This window comes from Leifsonia sp. NPDC080035 (assembly GCF_040050925.1).
GTDB lineage: Bacteria > Actinomycetota > Actinomycetes > Actinomycetales > Microbacteriaceae > Leifsonia.
Genome location: NZ_CP157390.1, coordinates 2,675,416 through 2,699,131, shown reverse-complemented (window position 1 = coordinate 2,699,131; position 23,716 = coordinate 2,675,416). Strand labels below are relative to the sequence as shown.

The window sequence follows — 23,716 nt, the reverse complement described above, 5'->3', positions numbered from 1 at the left end:
CAGATACTCGCGCCGAAGCCGTCGAGTACGGAGAGGATCCTCGTACTCGACGGTGTGCGGGAATCCGGGCGCGGAGGATGAGGTTGGGGCAAGCATGACAACGATCGGTTTCATCGGTTCCGGACACATCGGCTCCCAGCTCGCGCGCCTCGCGGTCGCGCGCGGCTACGACGTGGTGATGAGCAACTCGCGCGGACCGGAGACGCTCTCCGCCCTGGTCGCCGAGCTCGGCGACCACGCGACGGCGGGAACGCCCGCGGAGGCGGCATCGGCCGCCGACATCGTGGTGGTGACGACTCCGCTCGCGGCGGAGGCGACCCTTCCGGCCGCCGAGCTGGCGGGCAAGATCGTGATCGACACGAACAACTACTACCCGCAGCGCGACGGGAACATCCCGGAGCTGGACGACGAGTCGACCACGGTCGCCGAGCGCCTCCAGGCCGTGCTGCCGGAGAGCCACGTCGTGAAGGCCTTCAACCACATCGGCGCGGCTGCGCTGACCGCCGAGGGTGCGCCGGCCGGGACCCCCGGCCGCCGGGCGCTCTCCGTCGCGGGGGACGACGCCGACGCGCGGGCCAGGGTCGCCGCACTGGTCGACGAGTTCGGCTTCGATGTCGTGGACCTGGGCGAGCTGGCCGAGGGCTGGCGCGTGCAGCGCGACACCCCGGCATACGTCGTGCGCCTGGACGCGGTCGGCCTCCGCGAGGCCACCGCCGCGGCCAAGCGCTACCGCGACATGTGAGCCGGGGCCGCCGTGGGCCAGGCGCTGCGGAACTGAGTCTGTACATTTGCATAGGGACGTCACACAATGACATAACATGAGCACCACTCATGTAATCAGGACACCCGATCAGCGATTACGGATCTTCGTCTCCTCCACGCTCCAGGAGCTGGCGGCCGAGCGCCGCGCCGCCCAGACCGCCATCGAGCGGCTCCACCTCGCCCCGGTGATGTTCGAGCTCGGCGCCCGCCCGCATCCCCCGCGCGAGCTCTACCGCGCCTATCTGCAGCAGTCCGACGTGTTCCTCGGCCTGTACTGGGAGCGCTACGGCTGGGTCGCGCCCGAGGAGACCGTCTCCGGGCTCGAGGACGAGTACAACCTGTGCCCGGACGACCTCCCGCGCCTGCTCTACGTCAAATCCCCCGCCGCGCACCGTGAGCCGCGGCTGAGCGAGCTGCTCGACCGCATCCGCAACGACGACCGCGCCGCCTACAAGTATTTCGAGACGCCGCGCGAGCTGGCGCGCCTGGTGGAGTCCGACCTGGCCATCCTGCTCGCCGAGCGCTTCGACCAGAGCCGCACCTCCCCCATCCCCGTGCAGAAGGGTGCGGAGGCGGCGGCGGACCCGGTCCGCCTGCCGACGCCGCTCACCGGCTTGGTCGGCAGGGAGGCGGACGTGGCCGAGCTCACCAGGATGCTGCGCACCGGAACCCGGCTCGTCACGCTGGTCGGTCCCGGCGGCATCGGCAAGAGCCGACTGGCCATCGCTGCGGCACGCGAGGCCGCACGCGACTACGAGGACGGCTCGGTGTTCGTCGACCTCTCCGCCGTCCACGACCCGGCGCGCGTGCCGAGCCGCATCGCCCAGGCCCTCGGCGTGCGTGACACCGGCGACGCCCCGATCATGGAGAACCTGACCACGGCGCTGGCCGGGCGCAGCATCCTGCTTGTGCTCGACAACTTCGAGCAGGTGCTGGAGGCCGCCCCCGCGCTCACCGCGCTGCTTGCCGCCTCGCCCGAGGTCGCCATCCTGGTCACCAGCAGGGCGCTGCTGCGCGTCAGCGCGGAGCAGAGCTACGAGGTGGGGCCGCTCGCCGACCGCCAGGCCGTCGACCTGTTCGTGGAGCGGGCGCACGCCGTCAAACCGGACTTCGAGATCACGGACGACAACGCCGACGCGGTGGCCGGGGTGTGCGACGCGGTGGACGGCGTCCCGCTCGCCATCGAGCTGGCCGCTGCGCGGGTCCGCGTGCTCCCGCCCGCCGAGCTGCTCGACCGGCTGGACCGCCGGCTCTCGGTCCTGATCGGCGGCTCCCGCGACCTCCCGGAGCGCCAGCAGACCATCCGTCGCACGATCGAGTGGAGCACGCAGCTGCTCGACGACGACCAGCGCCGCCTGCTCGCCCGCCTCGGCGTGTTCGAGGGCGGCTTCACGCTGGAGGCCGCCGAGTACATCGGCGGGGCGGACGCCGACGTGCTCTCCGGCCTCGCCGCGCTCGTCGACAGCAGCCTCGTCGGCCAGCACGGCGGGGACGACCGGCCGCGCTTCTCGATGCAGGCGATCGTGCGCGAGTACGCGCGGGAGCAGTTGGCCGCGAGCGGAGAACAGCCGGCCGTCCGCGACGCCCACGCCCGCTACTTCCTGGAGCTCGGCGACGCCGCGCGGCAGGACCTCAAGGGCCGCGGCCAGCGCGAGTGGATGCAGCGCCTCGGCGACGAGCGCGACAACCTGCGCGCGGCGGAGCGCTTCCTGCTCGACGGCCACGACTGGGACCGTGCGGCCGGCCTCGCCTTCAGCCTCTACCTCTACTGGTGGGTGACCGGCCTGCTGGGCGAGGTGCGCACCTGGATGGACGAGGCGCTCGCCTCCCAGGACCCGCTCGCCGAGCACACCCGCGCGATCGCGCTGTACTTCAGCCGGACCATCATGTTCTGGAAGGACCCGGACGGCAGCGTCGCCGCCGACCTGACCGAGAGCGCCGACCTGTTCCGCCGCACCGGCGACCCCGACGGCGAGGGACTCGCCCGCATCTCGCTCGCGCTCGCCCTGCTCGCCGGGGAGAAGCCGGACACCGACCGCGCCCGCGAGGTGATGGAGACGGCGCTGGAGCTGTTCCGCAGCGTGTCGAGCGTGTGGGGCGAGTCGATGGCACTGGTGCTGCTCGGCCGCGTCGCGCTGCGGCAGGGCCGGCTCGACGAGGCGCAGGACCACTTCGCCGCGAGCCTCGCGCTCACCCAGCGGGCCGGCGACCGGGTCGGCGAGCGGATCGCGAGCTACCACCGCGGCTGGACCGAGCTGATGCGCGGCGACATCACCGCCGCCCGGGCGGACTTCGCGCTGAGCGTCACCGTCTCGGCGGCGGTCGGGCACGTCGAGGGCATCGCCTACGGGCTGGAGGGGATGGTCGCGGTCGCCGCGCTCTCGGGCGACGTCGAGCGTGCCGGCCGGCTGGCGGGCGCGGCCAGGGCGCTCCGCGAGCGCAGCGGACTGCACAACGGCCCGACGTTCACCTTCCACCAGCGCTACCTGGACGACCTGCTCGCCGGACCCGACGGCGCAGCGGTGACGGCGGCCACGGCCGCCGGGCGCGAACTGACCGTGGAGCAGGCGGTCGCCGAGGCGCTCGCCGAGGGCCGGGGCGAACCCGAGGAGCCGCGGGACGAGCCCGGCTAGGGGCGCTCCTCCGCCACCGCTGGTCCGCTCAGCAGCACCGCCCCGACGACGGCGACGAGCAGCGCGATCGCGGCGACTACCGCATCCACCACCGCGAGCCCCAGCTGGCCCGGCGGACTGGTCACGTACAGCGCGACCGCTGCCACGGCCACGAACCCCGAGAGCGCAACGGCTCCCCACCACGTGTGCTTCATGCGTCTCCCTCCCCCGAAGGATCACGCGCCCGCGACGGACGCTCGCAGGCCCAGTGTCCTGCGGGAGCCGCCGCCTGGCTAGTCCCGTTCTGGACGCAGGCCGCCGACGGCGCTCAGGGCAGCACGATGTCGAAGCCCGGGTCGCCCGGGTCGAGCACGCCGGTCAGGCGGTCGAGCACGCCGAGGTCGCCGTCCACGGTCAGGCCGTCCGAGGCGGTATCGCCGCCGACGAGGGTCAGCAGCCGCGGCCTGCTCAGGGTGAGGTGCAGCTGGGCGTCGTCGCGCGGCTCCCGCTCGACGTACACGAGGACGCCGTTGTGCAGCGTCAGACGGAAGCTGCGGCCGATGTCGGTGAGCGTGATGTCGATCGCCAGGTCGAGCTCCCACGCCTTCGGGCCGTCGACGGTGATCGCGACGGCGTCGAAGAGCTGCTCCGGCGAGAGCTGCGCGAGGATGGCCGGCGCGTGCGCCGTTGTCGGCGTCCCGAAGTTGCCCTCCCGCAGTTCGGTGGCTCCCGACAGGAAGAAGTTCCGCCAGGTCCCGTTCTCGGCGCCGTAGCCGAGCTGCTCGAAGGTGTCGGCGAGCAGCGACGTCGCGGCTTCGGCGGTCGGGTCGGCGAACACGGCGTGGTCGAGCAGCGTCGCGGCCCAGCGGAAGTCGCCCGCCTCGTACGCCTCGCGGGCAAGCTCCACCACCCGATCGACGCCGCCGATGGCAGCCACGTACCGGGTCGCCAGCTGCTGCGGCGGGTGCGGCCACAGCCGGGCCGGGTTGCCGTCGAACCAGCCCATGTAGCGCTGATAGATCGCCTTCACGTTGTGGGACACCGACCCGTAGTAGCCGCGCGTGCTCCACTCGGCCTCGAGCGCGGGCGGCATCGGGAAGTCCTCCGCGATCTCCGCGCCGGTGAGGCCCTTGTTCAGCATCCGCAGCGTCTGGTCGTGCAGGTAGGCGTAGAGGTCGCGCTGCACGCCGAGGAAGTGGACGACGCGGTCCGCACCCCAGGTCGGCCAGTGGTGCGAGGCGAACAGCACGTCCGACTCACCGCCGAAGCGCTCGATCGCCTCGGTGAGGTACTGCGACCAGACGTGCGGGTCGCGCACCAGCGCCCCGCGCAGGGTGAGCAGGTTGTGCAGGTTGTGGGTCGCGTTCTCGGCCATGCACAGCGCCCGGTAGCGCGGCAGGTGGAAGTGCATCTCCGCCGGGGCCTCGGTGCCGGGGGCCAGCTGGAACACCACCTCCAATCCGTCGAAGATGTGTGTCTCGCCGGTGGCCCGCACGTCGAGGGTCGGGACCAGAATGCCCGGGCTGCCGGTCGAGGTCGTCTGGCCGAGGCCCGCGCCCACCTGCCCGGACGCTCCGCGCGCGAGCGCGGCGCCGTACATGTACCCCGCACGACGGCCCATGGCGATGCCCGCGTAGACATTCTCGGAGATCGCGTGCTCGAGGAAGCCGACCGGCGCGACGATCTGCACCCGGCCGGCGTGCACATCCTCGGGGTCGACGATGCCGAGCACCCCGCCGAAGTGGTCGATGTGGCTGTGCGTGAAGATCACGGCGACGATCGGCCGCTCGCCGCGATGCGCCCGGTACAGGCCCAGCGCCGCGGCCGCGGTCTCCTGCGAGATCAGCGGATCGACGACCACGACGCCGCCGTCCGTCTCGATGAACGTCATCACCGAGAGGTCGAGCCCTCTCGCCTGGTAGATGCCCTCCACCACCTCGAACAGGCCGTGCTTCGCCACCAGCTTCGACTGGCGCCAGAGGCTCGGGTTCACCGTCGCGGGGGCGTCCCCGTTCACGAAGTCGTAGCCGGAGGCGTCCCACACGACGGAACCGTCCGCCGCCCGGATGACCGGGTCGTCGAGCGTGCCGAGGAAGCCCCGCTCGGCATTCTCGAAGTCCTGCGCGTCCGCGAACGGCAGGGTGCCGGCGAGCGCGCGGTTCGCCGACTCGATCGTGGCCTCTGGCGGGTTCTGCTTCACGGGGGTCTCCTTCGCCGATGCTTCTGCCGCAGAGACTCCCGCGTCACGGCACCGGGCGTCTAGTCCCCGTTCGGCGTCTCGGCCGGCGCCGCGTGGGCTCAGACCGGGCGCGGATCCCGCCACATCGTGGTCACCACGGCTCCGTCCAGCACCGACAGGAAGCCGCCGACCGGGCGGAAGCCTGCCCGCTCGTATCTGTGGTCGTTGCCGGGGTTCGTCGACTCCAGGTACGTCGGCGTCCCCTCGGCGTCGAACCGTGCGAGGGTGTCGGCGAGCAGGCGCTGACCGATCCCACGGCCGCGGTGCGCGGGATGTGTGGCGAGCAGACTCAGGTACATGTGCGGCGGGTCGTCCGGGTGGGACTCCTCGAACAGGGTCCACAGCCGCTGGTAGGCATCGAACCGCTCCGGTGGGAGCGCGTCCGCCATCAGGGCGTCCACCTCGTGTTCCTGGTCGTCGCTCAGCTCGGGCACGCCGGGCGGCAGCCAGACGGCGACGGTGGCGGCCTCGCCGTCGGGGCCGTCCTGCAGGAACACCGACCCGTGCGGGACGGCGCCGGCGACGAAGAAGCGCCAGAACGCCTCCAGGTGGTCCGTGCCGCCGTCCGCGGCGGTGAGCGCGGGGCCCCAGACCGGGTCGTCGCGGAAGGCGAGGGCGATGGTGGTCGTCACCGCGTCGACGTCGTCGGGCCCCGCGATCCGTGTCTGCATAGGGGAACTGTAGCGTCGGGCCGCGGCCGCGTCATTGCGGGTACGGGGTCTCGCCGCGTTCCAGCATCCCGACCAGCTTCGCGATCCGGTTCGCCCTGCTGGTGGGGCTCGGCGCCGTGTGGACGCGGTGCAGCACCGCGAACCGGTTCTGCCCGTTCAGCCGGCCGAACAGCTCGGCGGCCGCCGGTGCGGCAGTGAGCGCCGCCGCGAGGTCGTCCGGCACCTCGATCGTCGCCGGACCCGCATACGCGCGCTCCCAGCGACCGTCGCCCTTCGCCCGCTCGATTTCGGCGTGACCGCGCTCGCGCATCCTCCCGGCCTCGATCAGCTCCGCGACCAGCCCGATGTTCCGCTTCGACCAGATCGACGTGCGCCGGCGCGGGGTGTAGCGCTGCAGGAAGGTGGTGTCGTCGCGGCTCTTCCGCTGGCCGTCGATCCAGCCGGAGCAGAGCGCCTCGTCGAGCGCCTCGGCGTAGGTGAGCGAGGTCGGGTCGGTGACGCCCTTCTTGGCGAGCACGAGCCAGACGCCGTCCGACTCCTCCTCGTTAACGTCGAGCCAGGCGCGCCACGCTGCGACGTCGGGCAGGATCAGCGGATCGGGTTCGGCGGCCATGCAGCCGATGCTAGGGGATGCGTCCGACACCTCCACCTCCGGCATCTCCGCCACCCCACATTTGGCACAAATCGTGGTCGCGGCCGCGCCCGAGCCCACATGTGGCGCAAATGTCGCGAGGGCACGGCGGGCCGGCCGCGTAGGCTCGAACGCATGACCACGAGCTCCGCCGCCCGCCCGACCGCCCTCGTCACCGGCGCGTCGCGCGGCATCGGCCGGGCGATCGCCGAGGAGCTCGGCCGCAGCCACCACGTGCTCGTCGGCGGACGGGATGCGGATGCGGTCGCCGAGGTCGTCGCTCAGCTGCCGTCCGCCGAGCCGTTCGTGGCCGAACTGACCGGCGGCCATCTGCCCGCGCTGCCCGAGCGCCTGGATGTGCTCGTCCACTCCGCCGGCGTCGAAGACGGCGACACGGTGGAGGAGACGTCGCTCGACACCTGGCGGCGCGTCTTCGAGGTGAACGTGTTCGCGGTCGCCGAGCTGACCCGCCTCGCCCTCCCGGCGCTGCGCCGCGCGGAGGGCCTGGTCGTCGTCATCAACAGCGGTTCCGGCCTCACCAGCGGCGCGGGCAGCGCCGTGTACTCCGGCTCCAAGTTCGCCGCCCGCGCGCTCACCGACGCGCTGCGGGAGGAGGAGCGGGGCCGCGTCCGCGTGAGCAGCATCCACCCGGGCCGGGTCGACACCGACATGCAGCGCGCGCTCCAGGCCAAGGAGGGCCACCCGTATGACGCCGACTACACGATCACCCCGGAGATGGTCGCCGCGACCGTGCGCATCGCCGTCGACCTGCCCCCGACCGGCACCGTGGAGTCGCTGAGCGTCCGGCCGGTGCGCCGGCGCTGAACCCGGGCCATCCCGGGACGCCCTCCCGGTGCGAGACTGGCACCATGACCGCACCCGTCCTCCTCATCACCGGCACCTCCACCGGGATCGGCCTCGCCACCGCCGTCGCCGCGGCCCGCGCCGGCTTCCGCGTCGTCGCGACGATGCGCGACCTCGGCAAGGCCGACCCGTTGCGCGCGGCCGCAGGCGACGCAGGAGTCGACCTCGACATCCAGCCCCTCGACGTCACGGATCCCGCCTCGATCGCCGCCTGCTTCGACCACATCCGCTCGGCCCACGGCCGGTTGGATGCGCTGCTCAACAACGCGGGCGCGGGCCACGTCGGCACGATCGAGCTGGAGACGCTCGACGCGGTCCGCGCCGTGATGGAGGTCAACTTCTTCGGAGTGGTGGCCGTCACCAAGGCCGCCCTCCCGCTGCTCCGCGAGAGCCGGGGCCGCGTCGTCACCGTCTCCAGTGTCGGCGGCGTCGTCGGCCAGCCGTTCAACGAGGCCTACTGCGCGGCGAAGTTCGCGGTGGAGGGCTTCCTCGAGTCGCTGACGCCGGTCGCCGCCACGCTCGGCGTCCGGGTGACCGTCGTCGAGCCCGGCGCCGTCACGACCGAGTTCGTCGCCAACGTCGGCCTGGAGGAGGAGCCGGCCGCGTTCGAGACGCCGTACGGGCCCGCACTCCGCGCCTATCTCGAGCGGACGCGTTCCGCGTTCGACCCCTCCGCCGCGCAGTCGCCCGATGGCGTCGCCGAGGTCATCGTCGGCGTGCTCACCGACGATGAGCCGCCCGCGCGCATCCAGACCTCCGAGGCCGCGGTGCGCTTCGCCGGGGTGAAGCTCTCCGACCTGGACGGCTCGCACGTGCAGCACGTGACGGCCCACTGGGTGCGCGAACCGGCCGCCTCCTGATCGCCGTGCTCAGCGGGTCGCGCGTTCCAGCTGCTGCAGGATGTGCTCGTACGGGCGGCCCGTCGCGCGGGTCAGGCCGAGTTCGCAGGTGCGGTTGAGCGAGGCGTAGAGGTCGTGCTCCCCGCTCGTCACCTCAGCGGCCTCGCGCGCGGTCGCGGAGGCCGTGAGCTCGGGATGCAGCAGGCCGCGATCCCCCGCGAAGCCGCAGCAGCTCCAGTCGAGCGGGACCTCCACCTGTTCCGCGACCGCCTCGGCGAGCGCCCGCAGGTCCGCGTCGAGGCCGAGCTGGGCGGACGAGCAGGTGGGATGCAGCATCAGCGAGCCCGCCCTCTCGGTGACCGTCAGCGCGGGAAGCAGCCGCTCGCGTGCGAAGGCGACGGAATCGACCACCCGGATGCCGGCGTCGCCGAGCGCGAGGATGAGTCCCTCCGTGCAGCTGCTCGCGTCGCACACGACCGGCAGCGCGCCGCCGTCCGTGGCGGCCATCAGGTCCTCGCGCAGCCGCCCGGACATCCGCTCGTAGCCCGCCAGGTGGCCCTTGGACTTCCACGGCGTCCCGCAGCACATCCCGCCGATGCCGTCCGGCACCCGCACCCGGACGCCGGCCCGTTCGCAGAGGGCGAGGAACGCCTCCGACACGTCCGGACCGCCGGCGTCCCCGCTGCCGAACATGGTGTTGACGCACGCGGGCAGGTACACGGCGACGGCGTCCGGCGCGCGTACCGGGCGCCGGATGCGTCCACCCCGCGGCAGGTCGGCGGAGTAGGCGGGCACCTGCTCGGCGCCGAGCACCGCCCTGGCGGCAGAGGTCAGCGCACCCACCGCGGGCGCGGGAAGCGCCCCGGCCACGGTGAGCGCGCCGGAGACGGCCTGCGTCGCCGGGCCCCAGACGCGGGACGCCGCCGACCAGCCAGCGTCCGGGATGCCGTGCGCCTGCTCCGCGCGGATGCCGCGCACCAGGTCGCCGGTGTTGATGCCGACCGGGCAGGTGGTGGCGCACATCCCGTCCACCGCGCAGGTCTGCACACCCTGATACGCGTAGTCGGCGCGCAGCCGCGCCAGCAGTTCGGCGTCTCCCCGCGCTTCCGCCTGCGCCATCTCGCGCAGCAGCACGATCCGCTGCCGCGGCGTGAGGGTCAGGTCGCGCGACGGGCAGACGGGCTCGCAGTAGCCGCACTCGACGCAGCGATCCACGATCGGCGACACCGCGGCGGTCGCCTTCAAATCGTGCAGGTGCGCCCGGGCGTCGTCGGTGATCACGACGCCGGGATTCAGGATGCCGTGCGGGTCGAACAGCGCCTTCACCTCGCGCATCACCGCGTACAGCTCCGGCCCGTACTGGCGCTCCACGAACGGCGCCATCACCCGGCCGGTGCCGTGCTCGGCTTTGAGCGCGCCGCCCAGATCGAGCACGAGGTCGACGATCTCCTCCGTGATGCGCGCGTAGCGCTCCACCGCTTCCGGCCCGTCGAAGCGCTCGGTGAGCATGAAGTGCAGGTTGCCGTCCTTGGCGTGTCCGAAGATCACGGCGTCGGTCTGGCCGTAGCGCTCGAAGAGCGCGGTCAGCCGTTCGCAGGCCTCGGCGAGGTGCTCGACGGGGACGGCGACGTCCTCCAGGAGCGCCGTCGTGCCCGCGGGCCGGGCGCCGGCGACCGAAGTGTAGAGGCCCTTGCGGATGTGCCACAGCGCGCTGCGGCGGCCGGGCTCGCGGCTGAGGGCGTCGGGGAAGCCCAGCGCGGCGAGCGCCGCGACGGACCGGTCGACGGCGGTCAGCAGCGCCGCATCGTCCTGCTCCTGCAGTTCGATCAGAAGGGCGGCGTGGCCGTCGACCGCGAGCGCTGCGACGTCCGGTGTGCACTCCGGCAGGCCCTGCGCAACGCGGAGGGCCGTCGCATCCATCAGCTCCACGGCGGCGAACCCGGCCGCGGCGAGAACGGGAGCGGCGGCGGCGGCCTCCGCGAGCGTCCCGAACACCAGCAGCCCGGTCGCGACCGCCGGACGCAGCGGGAGCGTGCGCAGCGTCGCCTCGGCGACGAAGCCGAGCGTGCCCTCGCTGCCGATCAGGAGGTGGCTCAGCAAGTCGACGGGGCTGTCGAAGTCGAGGAAGGCGTTGACCGCGTACCCCATCGTGTTCTTCCGCGCGAACAGGCGTCGCACCGTCCGCACCGAGGCGTCGTCCGAGCGGACCCGGTCGCGCAGCCGGAGCAGGCCGGCGTGCAGCCGCGGCTCCGCCGCCGCCAGGGCCGCGTCGGCATCCGCGGACGCCGTGTCCAAAACCGTCCCGCTCGGCAGAACGACGGTCAGCGACTCGAGGGTGCGGTACGCGTTGTGGTCGACGCCGCAGGTCATCCCGCTCGAGTTGTTGGCGAGCACCCCTCCGAGGGTGCAGGCGACCTCGCTCGCCGGGTCCGGCCCGAGCATCCGGCCGTGCCTGGCCAGCGCCGCGTTCACCTGGCGGACGGTCGCGCCGGGACCGACGCGCACCCGCTCACCGCCGTCCAGCACCCGGATGCGGCGGAAGTGCCGCCGGGTGTCCAGCAGGATGTCGTCGGTCACGCCCTGGCCGCTCAGGCTGGTCCCTCCCGAGCGGAAGGTCACCGCGCGCCCGGCCTCCCGCGCGGCCGCGAACTCCGCCGCGACCTCGCGCGCGTCCGCAGGGGCGAGCACGTCCCGCGGCACCAGGTGGTAATGGGACGCGTCGCGGGCGACGGCGTGCCGCCGGGTGTCCGCGGACGGCGCCTGCGCCGCCGCCCGGCTCACGGGCCCGCGAGCTCGAACTTCGAGCTGCCGCCGCGCGCGAACCCGCACGCCCGATCGACGCCCGCCAGGCAGCCGCGCGCCGACATCATCGCCGTGTAGTAGTCGATGTACCGGAAGCCGTAGGTCTCGCCCCTGGCGAACGCCTGACCCTGGATCGCCGCCGACCAGCGCTGGAAGGCCTCCTCCGGGATCGGCACGTACACGTCCGGGTCGAAGCCCTCCGCGTCCTCCCAGTTGTCGGCGTGCAGGAAGGTGGCGACGCCGTGCCGGCCGAGCGGGCTGTCCACCGGCAGCGACGCCAGGAACCGCGCCCGCTCGGCGAGGATCGCGGCGTGCTCGTGGTCGCGGTGGATGCTCTTCGTCCAGTGCGTGATGATCGTGTCCGGCTTCTCGGTGCGGATGATGTCGGCGATCTGGTCCGCCGCCTCGTCGTCCGCGGGCAGGAACCCGTCCGAGTAGTCCAGCACCCGGAACTCCGCGCCGATGCCCGCTGCGAACTCCTCGCCCTCGCGCACCTTCTGCACCCGGTACTCGTCCGGGGACAGCCGCGGGTGGCCGCGCTCGCCGTACGTGCACGCCAGGATGATCGTCCGCGCACCCTCCAGCGCCAGCTTCGCCAGCGTCGGACCGGCCGTCAGGTCCATGTCTCCGATGTGCCCACCGATGGCCAGCACTGTCCTCATGCGATCCTCTTTCGTCTCTCTCGTGTCGTTGTCGTATCGGGTTCACTTCATGCCGGAGAGCACGACGCCACGGACGTAGTACTTCTGCAGGAAGAGGAACAGGATCAGCACCGGAAGGGTGCTGATGACGATGCCCGCCATCACGATGGGCATCGTCCGATTGGGGTCGATGAAGCTCTGCAGCAGCTGGATGCCGACGGGGAGCGTCATCAGGTCGGGGTTGGTGGAGGCCATCAGCGAGGTCCAGATGTACTCGTTCCACTGCCCCACGAAGGTGATCAGCCCGAGCGTGATCGCCACCGGCTTCGCCTGCGGCAGCACGACGCTCCAGAACAGGCGCCACTCCCCCGCTCCGTCGATCCTCGCTGCCTCCAGCATCTCGTTCGGCACGCCCACCATGAACTGGCGCATCAGGAAGATCCCGAACCCGCTGACCAGGAACGGCAGCATCAGCGAGACGATGTTCGTCGTCATCCCGCCGTCGCCGCCCTGGCCGAGGATGTTGTTGCCGCCGACCAGCGGCCAGTTCAGCATGATCAGGAAGTCCGGGATCAGCAGCAGGAACGGCGGCAGCATCATCGTCGCGAGGATGAACCGGAAGATCACGTCCCGGCCGCGGAAGCGCAGCTTCGCGAGGGCGTATCCGGCCATCGCCGAGGTGATCAGCACGGACGCGGTGACGGCGACCGTGACGATGACGCTGGTCGTGAACAGCTTGCCGAGCTGCAGCTCCTCGAACGCGGCGCCGTAGTTGCTCCAGGTGAAGTCCTGCGGCAGGAAGTGGTACGGCAGGATGCCGTACTCGCCGGAGCCCTTGAACGAGCTGGACACCATGTCGAAGAACGGCAGCGCCATCGCGACACCGCCCGCGGCGACGACGACGTAAGAGAACCAGGGGGTGCGGACGCGCTTGTTGCGGCGGCCGGTGCGCGGCAGGCCCTGCCGGCTCGGGGTCCGGCTCGTCAGTGTGCTCATCAGTCGTCGTCTCCCGCTCGTCGGCTGACCCAGAGCTGGATCAGGGTGATGATGAAGATGATCAGGAACAGCACCATCGCCATCGCGCTCGCCGTGCCCCAGGCGCCGAACTTGAACGCCTGCTGGTACATCTCGAAGGCCGCGACGTTCGTGGAGTTGACGGGTCCGCCGTCCTTGGTCATCACGATGATGAGCGCGAAGGACTGCAGGCCGGCGATGCACTGCGTGATGAAGACGAAGACCAGGGAGGGGCGCAGCAGCGGCAGCGTCACTCCCCAGAACGTCGTCCAGCTGTTCGCGCCGTCGAGCTCGGCCGCCTCGTAGACGCTGCGGTCGATCGCCTTGATGCCGGCGGTCAGGATGAGCACCGCCGCGCCGATGGATGCCCACGCCTGCACCACGGCGACCGACGGCAGCGCGATCTTGGGATCGGACAGGAAGCCGATCGAGTTGACGTGAAGCGCGTTCAGCAGGCCGTTGATGAGCCCGGAGGGCTGGTACATCATCTTCCACACGTTGCCGATGGCCACGACCGTGGCGACGACGGGGAGGAAGTAGAGGAAGCGCCAGAACCCCTGGAACTTCAGCCGCTCGATGCACTGGGCGACGATCAGCGAGCCGCCGACCGCGAGGATCACCGACAGCGCCGCGAAGACCAGCGTGTTCACCAGGATCGGCGAGACGAACGTGCTGTTGAAGTTGAGGATGTCCCCGTAGTTCTTCACGCCGATGAAGTGGATCTGCGTGAGGTCGTACCCTCCCCACTGCGAGAGCGAGAGGAAGATCGCGAAGAACGACGGCAGGATCAGGAAGATCGTGAAGAAGATCAGCGACGGCGCCAGGAACAGATAACCCGCACGTCCCTCCCTCCTGAACCTCCTGCTCTTCGTCCTGGCGTGCGGCCGGGCCGCCTGGAGCTCTCTCGCCGCCTCACGGGTGGCGCTCGCGACTGTGCCTGTCATCGGTCTGTGCCTGTCATCTGTGTCTCCGCGGTGCGGGAGGGGTGGTGGGGGGACCACCCCTCCCGCAGTTCGTGTCCGGCTTACTTACGGTTGATCTCGGCGACCAGGTCGTCGAACGTCGTGCCGACCGGCGCGTTGTTCACGAGGATCTGGTCGAGCGCGTTGTGCAGCGAGGTCTTCGCCTTGTACGCGTTGGCCGCGTTCGACTCCGCCATCGCGTAGCCGGCCGCCTCGTAGATGGGCTTCAGGTTCGGGTCGTCGGCCTGCAGCTTCGGGCCGAGGGCGTCGGCGTCGGCCTTGCGCGGCGGGATGAGCCCGTTGCTCGCCAGGAAGTCGCCCATCTCGGTGACGCCCTCGGAGTTCTTGTTCGAGTTCAGCCAGGTGAGGAACTGCCAGGCCTGCTCCTTGTGCTTGCTTCCCGCGTTCACTCCCGTGAAGAACGCGTAGGCGAGCGAGCCCTGGTCGCCCTTCTCCGGGCCGGGCACCGGTGCGGTGCCGACGTCGGAGTACTTGTCCTTCATCTGCGCCTTCAGGCTGCCGATCCACCAGCTGGCCTGGATGGCCATGGCGACCTGGTTCGCCGGGAACGCCTTGGTCGGCATGATCGACGTGGTGGTCGCGCCCTTCTTCGCCAGGGTGGATTCGAGCTCCATCACCGACTTCGCCTTGGAGTCGAGCGCCGAGTCGCCGTTCGCCTTCAGGAACTTCCCGCCCGCCGCGTCCAGCAGCGACAGGAACGGGTGGGCCGTCTGGTTGTCGCCGTCCTGGATGAGCGAGATGCCCTGCACCTGGTAGTTGCCGGAGGAGTCCTTCTTGGTCGTCTTCTCTGCGATCTCCTTGAGCTCGGCCCAGTCGGCGGGCGGGGCGTCGTAGCCGGCGTCGGCCAGGATCTTCTTGTTGTAGTAGAGGACGTAGGTGTTGAACTCCGTCGGGTACCCGAACACCTGGCCGTTGCCGCCGGTGACCGCCGCGGCCGCTGCCGAGCTGTAGGTGCTCTTGATATCCTTCGCCACATCCGCCGGCGGCTTGTCGAGCACGTTGTTGGCGGCGAGCTGCCCGCCCCAGAGGGCGTATGAGCTCAGGATGTCGGCGCCGCGGCCGCCGGTCTGGCGGACGTTCAGGGTGGTGAGCAGGTCGTCGAACTTGACCGTCTGCTGCTTCACCTGGATGTCGGGGTGCGACGAGTTCCATTCGTCGATGAGCTTGCTGATGCCGCCCTTCATGGGCTCGTCGCCGTAGTGGCTGAGGAACGTCAGCGTGACCTTCCCGTTGTCGTCGCCGCTCGAGCTGCCGCTGCAGGCGCTCATGACGAGGGCGGTCGCGGCGGCGACGGCCGCGGCCGCGACCAGCCGCCGGCGTCGTCCGGACAGAACTGTTCTCATGATCTTCCTCTCGGTGGGGTCGCCGGGCCGCTCAGGCGGCGAGCGGCGCGTGCAGGATCGTGAAGGTGCGGGTGACGCTGAAGCCGGTCTTGAGGTACAGGTGACCGGCGGCCGAGGTCTCCTCGGTCCACAGGAACCAGGCGCTGTGGGCGCCGAGCGCGCGCATGCGCTCCAGGGTGAGGTGCAGCAGGATCTCGCCGAGGCCCGTGCCACGGCTCTCCGGCAGGACCCCGAACGGGCCGAAGCGTTCGAGCACGTTCTCGTACGTGCCGTGCATCGCCCAGCCGAGCATGCGCCCCTGCGGGTCGCGGACCGTGACGATCCGCTCCAGCGACTGACCGCCGAGCACGCCCTCGCGGATACCACGCGCCCAGTCCGGGTTGAACCGGCTGCCCGCGATGTCGATCAGCTCGGGCAGGTCGTCGCCGGTCGGCGACCCGAACCGCCAGCCCTGCGCGGCCAGCTCGTCGGCCCGCTCGCGGACGCGCTCGGGCATCGCGTAGTCGTTCAGCGTCCTGTCCATGGCCACCGACTCGTACTGGGTCGTGAAGCCGAGGGAGGCGAGCAGCCGGGCCGCATCGGGGTAGCGCTCGGCGTCGAGACCGGGCAGGAAGTAGTTCGGCGTGTACGACGAGAAGTACGCGGTGCGCGCCCCCTGCTCGGCCAGCCAGTCCATCGTCGACCGCAGCAGCCGCGTCCCGACTCCTCCGCGCCGGGCCTCCGGCACGACGAAGAAGAACGGGATCCAGCCGGATTCCGGCTCGAGGTCCGCGCCGTCGGCCGCGATCAGGCGGCGGACGCCGTAGGCGGCGCCGACGAGCCGGCCGTCCTGCTCGGCGACGAACAGGCCGCCCGCGTCGAAGTTCCGATCGAGCAGGAACATGTCGCGGAAGCGCAGCGGCGTGATGCCGTCGGCCGGTGCCGACCGGGTCCAGGCCTCGGCGATGCGGGGGCCGTCTCCGGTGCGGAACGTGCGGATCGTCGTGTCGGTGGTGGTCTGAAGCATGTCTCTCCTCGCGCTCACTTCACTGTGGGGCTCGACGTCGGTGCGATCGAAATTACCTTCATGGGCTCGATCATGTCAAGCATTTTCAGCCAAGAAAAGTTCTATGGCAATCATTTACGCGACCGTCACACGGCCGAAACACGTGGGTACAGCAGGACGTCGTCGCCGTACACGTCCGCGACGGCGCTCGGGGCGCCGACGAGCTCGCTCGCGGGACGGCCGGCCTCGACCGTGCGCCGCAGCTCGTCCGAGCCCCAGAGCAGGTCGATGGCGTGCCTGCGGTCGGGGCCGTCGAGCCGCTCCCCCGGCGGCAGGAACCGGAAGTCGTCCGGGTAGAGCTCGGCGATCGCATCCATCACCGCCAGGCCCGTCGCCACCGGCCGGAACGCCCGGCGGTCCGTGACGTGCAGCTGGATGCCGCGCACGGTCGTGCCCGCGTACTTGTGGAACGTCGGCGCGAACCACACCTCGCGGAAGAGCACCCCCGGGAGCTCGCGCTCGCGCATCCGGGCCGCGAGCCGGCCGTCGATGTACGGGGCGCCGAGCGTCTCGAAAGGCCGCGTCGTCCCCCTGCCCTCGCTCACGGTGGTGCCCTCGAACAGGCCGGTGCCGCAGAACGCGAACGCCGTGTCCAGCGTCGGCATGTTCGGCGACGGCGGCACCCAGGGAAGCCCGGTCGCGTCGATGTCGGCCGCCGGCTCCCAGCCCTCCATCCTCACGACCTCGAGCTCGACGCTCAGACCGCGCGCGGCGAGGTCCCTCGTCGCGAAGAGGCGCGCCAGCTCACCGGCGGTCAGACCGTGGCGCTGGCGGATGTCGCTGCGGCCGACGAAGCTCGAGAACGACGCCGTGTCGAGGCCCGGCCCCTCCAGGACCGCGCCGCCGAGCGGGTCGGGGCGGTCGAGCACGACGAACCGTACGCCCACCCTGGCCGCGCTCTCCATGGCGTCGAACATGCTCCAGATGTACGTGTAGTAGCGCACACCCAGGTCCTGCATGTCGAACACGACCGCGGAGACGCCGGACTCGGCGAACACGCGATCCAGCGCGTCGCCGGACCTCAGGTAGGTCTCCACGATCGGCAGATCGGTGCGCGCGTCGTGCGTCTCGGCCTCGGTCTCGCCGGCCTGCACCGAGCCGTTCAGCCCGTGCTCCGGACCGAACAGCACCGTGACCGGCGCGCCCGCAGCGACCAGCGCCTCCGACGTTCTGCCGAGATCAGGCAGTGTCCCGGTGAAGTTGGTCAGCAGGCCGATCGGCCCGTCGCCGAGCAGGCGGATGTCATCGACGGCGCGCTCGGCGCCCGTCCTGGTGCGGGTCATGCTCCTCCTTGGGTCGCGCGCCGCCGGACCCGCGCGGACGGCACAGGGCAGGGCAGCGCTCAGCTGTCGTCGCGGAGTTCCTTGACGATCTCGTACGTGCTCTTGAGCGCCTGGACGGTGCGGTCGTAGCGGCCGCGGGCAACGCCGACGAAGAGGTAGTCGACGATGGTGAGCTGCGCGATCCTGCTGGCCATGGCGCCCGAGCGGAACGTCGTCTCCCGCACCGCGGTGCGCAGGACGCCGTCCGCCAGCTCGGCGAGCGGCGAGTCCGGGACATTGGTGATCGCGGCGGTGTACGCGCCGTTGCGTGCGGCGGCGCTCAGGAATGCGAGCGTCTCCCGTGTACGGCCGTTGTGCGAGAACCCGATGGCGACGTCGCCCGGCTCGACCAGCGCGGCCGAGACGAGGGCATCGTGCGCGTCGTGGAAGGCGAGCGCGATGTGGCCGATGCGCAGCAGTTTGTGCGCGAGGTCCTGGGCGCCCGCGTTGCTGGCCCCGACACCGAACAGCAGCACCCGCTTGGCCCGCTCCAGCTTGCGGATCACCCGCTGGAGCACCTCCATGTTGAGGCTGTCCGCTGTCTCCCGGATGCCGAGGATCTCGCTGCCCGCGATTTTGGCGACCATCTCGCCCAGCGTGTCGGAGGGGCTGATGTCGGCCCCGTAGACGCTGTCGCCGCTGCCGCCGAACTCGGCGGACTCCTTGGCCAGCTCCGCCGCGAGCTGCAGCTTGAGCTGCGGGTAGCCGGTGAAGCCGAGCGCTCGGCAGAAGCGCACGATCGACGCCTCCGAGGTGTCGCACGCTCGCGCGAGCTCGCTGATGGTGTTCTCCATCACGATCTGCGGCCGCTCCAGGATGACGTCGGCGACCCGGCGCATCGTGGGCGGGAACGAGTCGACGTGAGACTGGATGCTGGTCTGAATACTCACGCTCAGAACACTAGTGACGTTGTCGCTCAGTGCCACGCGACCTCCTTCCTGCGGCGTCGTCGTGTCACGCTACTGGGACGCGCCGATTTCTGTCAATCATTTACTTACATTGTCTGCGTGATGTAACTTGTCTTCATCCTGAACACGGAGGATCCAGTGACCCCTGAGCCCGGACCGCGCACCGTCGCCGTCGACCTCGGCAAGACGACGTGCCGCGTGCGCGTCGGCGAGCCGGGCGCCGCACCGACCCGCTCGGGCCCCGGCGCACCGGGCCTCGCGTCCGACCTGCGCGCCGACGCCGCGTTCGCGGCCATCGCGTCCCTGCTCGCCACCGACGCGCGTGACGGCGCATCCGCGACGGCCATCGGGATCGGTGCCGCAGGTGTCGAAGCCGCCCCGGACGCCGCACGACGGCTCGCCGAGCGCGTGGCGGAGCGCTGGAACGCCGGGACCGTCGTGGCCTCCGATGTGCTCACCGCGCACCTCGGCGCGTTCGCCGGAGCCGCGGGGACGGTGCTCATCGCGGGCACCGGCGCCGTGGCCGTCGGCGTCGGCCCGGACGGCGACCGACGGCGCGCGGACGGCTGGGGCCCGTGGCTGGGCGACGAGGGCAGCGGACGCTGGATCGGGCAGCAGGGCCTCGTCGCCGCGCTGCGTGCCGGCGACGGCCGCGGCGCGCAGACGATCCTCGCCGAGGACGCCGCCGCCCTGGCCGGCGGCCTGGCCGCGTTGCCCGGATTCGTCGGCGGAGACGACGCCGCCCGTCGGCTCGCCTCCTTCGCCCCGACGGTTCTGCGCCGCAGCGCCGAGGGCGACCCCGTCGCCGCGCACATCGTCGCCGAGGCGACGCGACTCCTCGCCGCGACCGCATCCGCGGTGTCTCCCGCGGGCGGCGACGTCGCCGTGGTCGGCGGCCTCGCGGACGACCACGACTTCCTGCACGCACTCGAGGCCGCGCTGCGGGAGGCGGGTCTCGCCCCGCGCCGGCCGCTCGGCTCCGCCATCGACGGCGCGGCGATCCTCGCCCGCCGCCACGACCTGCCCCACGAAAGGTATGCCATCCGTGTCTAGACCGATCGACCTCACCGGACGCCTTCGCGACGATCTGCACCGCGAGCTGGATGCGCTGACCACCGAGACCGTCGCCGCCGACCTCGGCGACCTCGACACCTACGACACCGGCCGGCTCGTCTCGCTGATGAACGACAACGACAGCGAGGTGCCGGCGGCGGTCCGTCGGGTGCTGCCCGCCGTCGCCGCCGCCATCGACGACATCGCCGAGAGGATGCGGGCCGGCGGCCGGCTGATCTACGTGGGGGCGGGGACGGCCGGCCGCCTGGGCATCGTCGACGCGAGCGAGTGCCCGCCCACCTTCGACATCGACCCGTCCCGGGTGGTGGGCATCATCGCCGGCGGCGACACCGCCATCCGCACCGCGGTGGAGGACGCCGAGGACGACGACGAGGCCGGAGCGCAGGCGATGGCCGGCATCGCGGTGACCGAGCTGGACTCCGTCGTCGGGCTCTCCGCCTCCGGACGCACGCCGTACGTCTCGGGCGCCCTCGCTGCGGCGCGGGCCGCCGGCGCACTCACCGTCGCCGTCGCCTGCAACAGCGGCTCCGTCATCGGCCGAGGCGCCGATCACGCGATCGAGGTCGTCGTCGGCCCGGAGTTCATCGCCGGGTCGACCCGCCTCAAGGCGGGCACCGCGCAGAAGCTGGTCGTGAACATGATCTCGACCGTCACGATGGTCCGCCTCGGGAAGACCTACGGGAACATCATGGTCGATCTGCGGGCGACCAACGAGAAGCTGCGGGCCCGTGCCGAGCGCATCGTGATGCTGATCGCCGGCTGCAGCGCCGAGGAGGCGGGAGCGGCGCTGGAGGGCGCGGGCGGCTCGGTGCAGACGGCCGTGCTCATGCTGCTGCGCGGACTCGACGCCGCGGACGCGGGCGCGGTGGTCGCCGCAAGCGGCAGCCTGCGGGCGGCGCTGGCGCGGGCGTAGCGGCGTGGGCTCCGCCGCTCCGGGAGGCGACCGCTGGGAGGTGCGCGGCTACGCAGCGGAGGACGAGGCCGCCCTGCGCAGGGTCTGCCTGCTGACCGGAGATGCCGGCGGGGATGCGACCGGCCTCTACGCCGACGACGACCTGCTCGCGGACATCTTCCTGCTGCCGTACCTGGCGTTCGAGCCCGAGCTCGCGAGCGTCCTGACGCGCGACGGCCGACCCGTCGGCTACCTCGTCGCGACGGCCGACAGCGTGGGGTTCGCCGAGCGCTACCGCCGCGACTGGCTCCCCGGCTTCGCCCTGCGGCATCCCCGCCCCGCGAGGATCGTGTCGTTCGAAGACCGCATCCTGGACCTCGGTCACTCCCCCGAGCACTCCATCGGCGACGACCACGTGCTCTTCCCGGCGCACCTGCACATCGACCTGCTCCCGGAGGCGCAGGGCCGCGGCTGGGGCCGGCTGCTCGTTCGCAGACTGCTCGCAGCACTGCGCTCGGCCGGGGTGCCGGGCGTCCAGCTGGGCGTCGGCGAACGCAACGTCGGCGCTCGGGCGTTCTACCGGCGCCTCGGCTTCGCGCCACTCCCGTCCGCCCCGCAGAACGCGCTCCGCCTCGGACTCCCGACCGACGCCGTCGTCTGATCGCGGAACACGCTCAGCCGCGCCGACCGCCCGCGAGCGTGTAGAGGAGCGGGACGACGGAGGCCGCCATCAGCACCGTGCCGAACACGACATCCTCGGCGCGCACGATCGCGCCGGCGATCAGCAGCGCTCCGAACAGCACCGCCCCGATCAGCCGGCGGGTCCCCCGCTCCAGCCGGGCGATGCGGCGTTCCAGGCGCGGGCTGGAGACGGCGATGTCGCCGTCCTGGACCCGGGTGACGAGCTCGTCCACCCGCTTCGGCAGCCGCCACGCGATCCCGGCGATCTCCAGCGCCTGCTTTCCGACGTCCTGCAGCAGGTCGCCGCGCTCCTCGCGCAGCAGCTGCGCCGCGTACGGCTCCACCGAGTCCCAGAGGTTGAAGCCGGGATCGAGCGCGCTGCACACGCCGGAGGTCAGGGACATCGCCCGCACGATCAGCAGGAAGTCCTCCGGCAGCTGGAACGGCAGCGACCGCACGACGTCGCCGAACTGCGCGGCGAAGGCCCGGAACTCGCGCGGGTCCACCTCGCGCAGCTCGGCGAACCCCATCCCGCCGAAGCGCGCGAACAGGTGCGTCATCGCCCGCTCCAGCTCCGAGGTGTCGGCCGAGGGCAGCAGCACGCCGACGTCGAGCATCGCGTTCACGAGGCCCTTGCCATCCCGCGCGGCCGCCGCGATCAGCAGCGTGCGCAGGCCGCCGCGGAGGCCGGAGGGCACCTCCCCCATCATCCCGAAGTCGATGAAGGTGAGCCTCCACGGATGCCCTGCCGCGTCGCCCTCGATCGGAGTGACGAAGATGTTGCCGGGGTGCGGGTCGGCGTGGAAGTAGCCGTTCGAGAACAGCTGGTCGAACATCACCGCAGCGAACACCGGAGCGACCTCGGCCGGGTCGATGCCCGCCGCCCGCAGCGCCGTCGCGTCGGTCACCTTGATCGCCGTGACGTCCTGCAGCGTCAGGACGCGCCGCGTCGTCCGCTCCCACACCACCTCCGGCACGGCGACGCGCTCGTCGGCGGCGAAGTCCGCGGCGAACCGCTCGGCGTTCGCGCCCTCGTGCAGGTAGTCGATCTCCTGCAGGCTCGTCTGCGCGAACTCCTCCACCAGCGCGGGCATGTCCACGCGGTCGGCGACCAGGCGGACCCGGCTGAGCCAGCCGCCCACCTTGCGGAGCGCGGCGAGGTCGACATCCACGATCGCGTCGATGCCAGGCCGCTGCACTTTGACGACCACCGCCTCCAGCCCGGTCTCGGCGGCCTCGGCCGGCGCGAGCCGTGCGCGGTGCGCCTGGCCGAGGGAGGCGGCGGCGACCGGCGTCTCGTCCACGGCCGCGAAGGCGCGCTCGAGAGGCACGCCCAGCTCCGCCTCGGCCAGCGCCCGGATCGCGGCGAACGGCACCGGAGGCACCTCGTCCTGCAGCCCCTCGAGCTCCGCCGTGATCTCCGGCGGCAGCACGTCCAGCCGCGACGACATGAACTGCCCCACCTTGATCATCAGGCCGCCGAGCTCGACCGCGAGCGCGTGGAAGCGCTGGGCGAACCGCCGCATCCGCTCCGACCGGCCGCGCGCGGCCAGCCGGGCGAGCCCGATTCGGGGCAGGAACAGCTCGAACCACCATGCGACGGTCAGCTGCCACCCCGCGAAGCGCAGGATGCGTCGGTAGCGCGCGCGGGTGCCGGCCGCGTCGGGCGACGCCACCCGCTTCAGTCCTGCGCGAGGATCGAGTAGAGCCGGCGCCTGGCCTCTTCGAGCACCGCTGTCGCCTGCGTGACCTGCTCCGGCGTCCCGGTGCGGCGCACCTGCGCGACCGCCTGCGCGAGCTCGATCCCGGCCTTCGGCAGCGGACCGAAGCCGCTGCCGTCCGTCGCGCCGCCCGTGGACTCCCACGGCGCGGGCCCGGCTTCCTCCGCCTCGGCGCGGCCCGCCTCGGTCAACGCATAGGTCTTGCGCCCGTTCGCCTCCTCGGCCGTGATCAGGCCCTCGTCGGCGAGCAGCTGCAGCGTCGGATAGACGGAGCCGGCGCTCGGCTTCCAGCTGCCGCCGCTGCGGTCCTCGATCTCGCGGATGATCTGGTAGCCGTGCATGGGCTTCTCGGCGAGCAGCACGAGCACGGCGGCGCGCACATCGCCGCGGCCCATCCGGCCCCCGACGCGCTTCTCGAAGGTGGAGCGCAGCTGGTCGAAGGCCTGCCAGATGCTCTCGGGTGCTGGGCCGGGCCCGAAGCCGCCGGCGGAGAATGTGCTGGCCATGATGTCCTCCTAGGAGTTCTCGACGATACTCGACGATATATCGCCGAGCGTGCCTCGGCTAGTGCCCACAGGATGTCGGAAGGTGGCCTTCAGAAACCCGTCGCGCAACCTTTCTGAAGCGGTTCTCAGAGGACACGCCCAGAAATCCCCAAGGTAAGCGCCCGTT

20 protein-coding genes and 1 pseudogene are annotated in these 23,716 nt (G+C 71.7%); 7 read left to right on the top strand and 14 right to left on the bottom strand.

Annotated elements, in window-relative coordinates; genetic code table 11:
• Positions 1 to 7 precede the first annotated feature (7 nt).
• A pseudogene (locus AAME72_RS13130) lies at positions 8 to 742 on the top strand (NAD(P)-binding domain-containing protein); the annotation flags it as partial.
• A gap of 76 nt (positions 743 to 818) precedes the next feature.
• Positions 819 to 3,395 carry a DUF4062 domain-containing protein gene (locus tag AAME72_RS13125; protein WP_348786998.1) on the top strand — a complete coding sequence of 859 codons (2,577 nt, stop codon included), beginning with the start codon at positions 819 to 821 and terminating at the stop codon, positions 3,393 to 3,395.
• On the opposite strand, the gene AAME72_RS13120 is transcribed toward AAME72_RS13125, so the two are convergent.
• The 4 genes from AAME72_RS13120 to AAME72_RS13105 form a co-directional block, all read right to left on the bottom strand.
• Positions 3,392 to 3,589, bottom strand: coding sequence for a hypothetical protein (locus AAME72_RS13120; protein WP_348786997.1), 198 nt, complete (start codon positions 3,587 to 3,589; stop codon positions 3,392 to 3,394). The genes AAME72_RS13125 and AAME72_RS13120 overlap by 4 nt on opposite strands.
• A 113-nt stretch (positions 3,590 to 3,702) precedes the next feature.
• The gene (locus AAME72_RS13115; RefSeq protein ID WP_348786996.1) at positions 3,703 to 5,574 is read right to left on the bottom strand and encodes an alkyl sulfatase dimerization domain-containing protein; all 1,872 of its coding nucleotides are present in this window, start codon (positions 5,572 to 5,574) and stop codon (positions 3,703 to 3,705) included.
• A 98-nt stretch (positions 5,575 to 5,672) separates the two neighbouring features.
• Complete coding sequence (locus tag AAME72_RS13110) at positions 5,673 to 6,284, bottom strand: GNAT family N-acetyltransferase (RefSeq protein WP_348786995.1); 612 nt, start codon at positions 6,282 to 6,284, stop codon at positions 5,673 to 5,675.
• A 31-nt stretch (positions 6,285 to 6,315) separates the two neighbouring features.
• On the bottom strand, positions 6,316 to 6,897 hold the full coding sequence (locus tag AAME72_RS13105) for a YdeI/OmpD-associated family protein (RefSeq protein WP_348786994.1): 582 nt from the start codon (positions 6,895 to 6,897) through the stop codon (positions 6,316 to 6,318).
• 153 nt (positions 6,898 to 7,050) lie between these two features.
• On the opposite strand from AAME72_RS13105, the gene AAME72_RS13100 reads away from it, so the two are divergent.
• Together AAME72_RS13100 and AAME72_RS13095 are read left to right on the top strand one after the other, a co-directional pair.
• Positions 7,051 to 7,740 carry an SDR family oxidoreductase gene (locus AAME72_RS13100; protein WP_348786993.1) on the top strand — a complete coding sequence of 230 codons (690 nt, stop codon included), beginning with the start codon at positions 7,051 to 7,053 and terminating at the stop codon, positions 7,738 to 7,740.
• A gap of 44 nt (positions 7,741 to 7,784) precedes the next feature.
• On the top strand, positions 7,785 to 8,639 hold the full coding sequence (locus AAME72_RS13095) for an SDR family NAD(P)-dependent oxidoreductase (RefSeq protein WP_348786992.1): 855 nt from the start codon (positions 7,785 to 7,787) through the stop codon (positions 8,637 to 8,639).
• A gap of 9 nt (positions 8,640 to 8,648) precedes the next feature.
• Here AAME72_RS13095 and AAME72_RS13090 read toward each other — a convergent pair whose 3' ends face one another.
• The 8 genes from AAME72_RS13090 to AAME72_RS13055 form a co-directional block, all read right to left on the bottom strand.
• On the bottom strand, positions 8,649 to 11,399 hold the full coding sequence (locus tag AAME72_RS13090) for an FAD-binding and (Fe-S)-binding domain-containing protein (RefSeq protein ID WP_348786991.1): 2,751 nt from the start codon (positions 11,397 to 11,399) through the stop codon (positions 8,649 to 8,651).
• Positions 11,396 to 12,082, bottom strand: a complete 687-nt coding sequence (locus AAME72_RS13085; protein WP_348786990.1) for a PIG-L deacetylase family protein — start codon at positions 12,080 to 12,082, stop codon at positions 11,396 to 11,398. The genes AAME72_RS13090 and AAME72_RS13085 overlap by 4 nt, the downstream gene beginning before the upstream one ends.
• Before the next feature lie 42 nt (positions 12,083 to 12,124).
• Positions 12,125 to 13,057, bottom strand: a complete 933-nt coding sequence (locus tag AAME72_RS13080; protein WP_348786989.1) for a carbohydrate ABC transporter permease — start codon at positions 13,055 to 13,057, stop codon at positions 12,125 to 12,127.
• Positions 13,057 to 14,019: a sugar ABC transporter permease gene (locus AAME72_RS13075; RefSeq protein WP_348786988.1), complete on the bottom strand. Its 963-nt coding sequence runs from the start codon at positions 14,017 to 14,019 to the stop codon at positions 13,057 to 13,059. Before AAME72_RS13075 ends, AAME72_RS13080 begins: the two co-directional genes overlap by 1 nt.
• An 80-nt stretch (positions 14,020 to 14,099) precedes the next feature.
• Positions 14,100 to 15,401 (bottom strand): extracellular solute-binding protein, encoded by a 1,302-nt coding sequence (locus tag AAME72_RS13070; RefSeq protein ID WP_348786987.1) that lies wholly within the window; start codon positions 15,399 to 15,401, stop codon positions 14,100 to 14,102.
• Positions 15,402 to 15,432: 31 nt separating this feature from the next.
• Positions 15,433 to 16,407, bottom strand: coding sequence for a GNAT family N-acetyltransferase (locus AAME72_RS13065; RefSeq protein WP_348786986.1), 975 nt, complete (start codon positions 16,405 to 16,407; stop codon positions 15,433 to 15,435).
• Between the two features lie 125 nt (positions 16,408 to 16,532).
• Complete coding sequence (locus tag AAME72_RS13060; RefSeq protein ID WP_348786985.1) at positions 16,533 to 17,729, bottom strand: DUF1343 domain-containing protein; 1,197 nt, start codon at positions 17,727 to 17,729, stop codon at positions 16,533 to 16,535.
• A gap of 59 nt (positions 17,730 to 17,788) precedes the next feature.
• Complete coding sequence (locus AAME72_RS13055; RefSeq protein WP_348786984.1) at positions 17,789 to 18,658, bottom strand: MurR/RpiR family transcriptional regulator; 870 nt, start codon at positions 18,656 to 18,658, stop codon at positions 17,789 to 17,791.
• Positions 18,659 to 18,814: 156 nt separating this feature from the next.
• Here AAME72_RS13055 and AAME72_RS13050 point away from each other — a divergent pair, with 156 nt between their 5' ends.
• Genes AAME72_RS13050 through AAME72_RS13040 form a run of 3 tightly spaced genes read left to right on the top strand, consistent with a single transcriptional unit; the run spans position 18,815 to position 21,303 of the window.
• Positions 18,815 to 19,729: a BadF/BadG/BcrA/BcrD ATPase family protein gene (locus tag AAME72_RS13050; RefSeq protein WP_348786983.1), complete on the top strand. Its 915-nt coding sequence runs from the start codon at positions 18,815 to 18,817 to the stop codon at positions 19,727 to 19,729.
• Entirely contained in the window at positions 19,722 to 20,663 is a 942-nt protein-coding gene (murQ, locus tag AAME72_RS13045) for an N-acetylmuramic acid 6-phosphate etherase (protein WP_348786982.1), read from the top strand. The genes AAME72_RS13050 and murQ overlap by 8 nt, the downstream gene beginning before the upstream one ends.
• 4 nt (positions 20,664 to 20,667) lie before the next feature.
• Entirely contained in the window at positions 20,668 to 21,303 is a 636-nt protein-coding gene (locus tag AAME72_RS13040; protein WP_348786981.1) for a GNAT family N-acetyltransferase, read from the top strand.
• 13 nt (positions 21,304 to 21,316) lie between these two features.
• Here AAME72_RS13040 and AAME72_RS13035 read toward each other — a convergent pair whose 3' ends face one another.
• Positions 21,317 to 22,999: an AarF/UbiB family protein gene (locus tag AAME72_RS13035; RefSeq protein ID WP_348786980.1), complete on the bottom strand. Its 1,683-nt coding sequence runs from the start codon at positions 22,997 to 22,999 to the stop codon at positions 21,317 to 21,319.
• 5 nt (positions 23,000 to 23,004) lie between these two features.
• Complete coding sequence (locus AAME72_RS13030) at positions 23,005 to 23,550, bottom strand: PadR family transcriptional regulator (RefSeq protein WP_348786979.1); 546 nt, start codon at positions 23,548 to 23,550, stop codon at positions 23,005 to 23,007.
• Positions 23,551 to 23,716 lie beyond the last annotated feature (166 nt).

What these genes read in the sequence shown, in the direction of transcription:
- AAME72_RS13095 (WP_348786992.1), top strand. Translation starts at nt 7,785, where the DNA reads ATGACCGCACCCGTCCTCCTCATCACCGGCACCTCCACCGGGATCGGC.
- AAME72_RS13060 (WP_348786985.1), bottom strand. Translation starts at nt 17,729, where the DNA reads ATGACCCGCACCAGGACGGGCGCCGAGCGCGCCGTCGATGACATCCGC.
- AAME72_RS13065 (WP_348786986.1), bottom strand. Translation starts at nt 16,407, where the DNA reads ATGCTTCAGACCACCACCGACACGACGATCCGCACGTTCCGCACCGGA.
- AAME72_RS13100 (WP_348786993.1), top strand. Translation starts at nt 7,051, where the DNA reads ATGACCACGAGCTCCGCCGCCCGCCCGACCGCCCTCGTCACCGGCGCG.
- AAME72_RS13105 (WP_348786994.1), bottom strand. Translation starts at nt 6,897, where the DNA reads ATGGCCGCCGAACCCGATCCGCTGATCCTGCCCGACGTCGCAGCGTGG.
- AAME72_RS13125 (WP_348786998.1), top strand. Translation starts at nt 819, where the DNA reads ATGAGCACCACTCATGTAATCAGGACACCCGATCAGCGATTACGGATC.
- AAME72_RS13070 (WP_348786987.1), bottom strand. Translation starts at nt 15,401, where the DNA reads ATGAGAACAGTTCTGTCCGGACGACGCCGGCGGCTGGTCGCGGCCGCG.
- AAME72_RS13075 (WP_348786988.1), bottom strand. Translation starts at nt 14,019, where the DNA reads ATGACAGGCACAGTCGCGAGCGCCACCCGTGAGGCGGCGAGAGAGCTC.
- AAME72_RS13110 (WP_348786995.1), bottom strand. Translation starts at nt 6,284, where the DNA reads ATGCAGACACGGATCGCGGGGCCCGACGACGTCGACGCGGTGACGACC.
- AAME72_RS13030 (WP_348786979.1), bottom strand. Translation starts at nt 23,550, where the DNA reads ATGGCCAGCACATTCTCCGCCGGCGGCTTCGGGCCCGGCCCAGCACCC.
- AAME72_RS13080 (WP_348786989.1), bottom strand. Translation starts at nt 13,057, where the DNA reads ATGAGCACACTGACGAGCCGGACCCCGAGCCGGCAGGGCCTGCCGCGC.
- AAME72_RS13085 (WP_348786990.1), bottom strand. Translation starts at nt 12,082, where the DNA reads ATGAGGACAGTGCTGGCCATCGGTGGGCACATCGGAGACATGGACCTG.
- AAME72_RS13120 (WP_348786997.1), bottom strand. Translation starts at nt 3,589, where the DNA reads ATGAAGCACACGTGGTGGGGAGCCGTTGCGCTCTCGGGGTTCGTGGCC.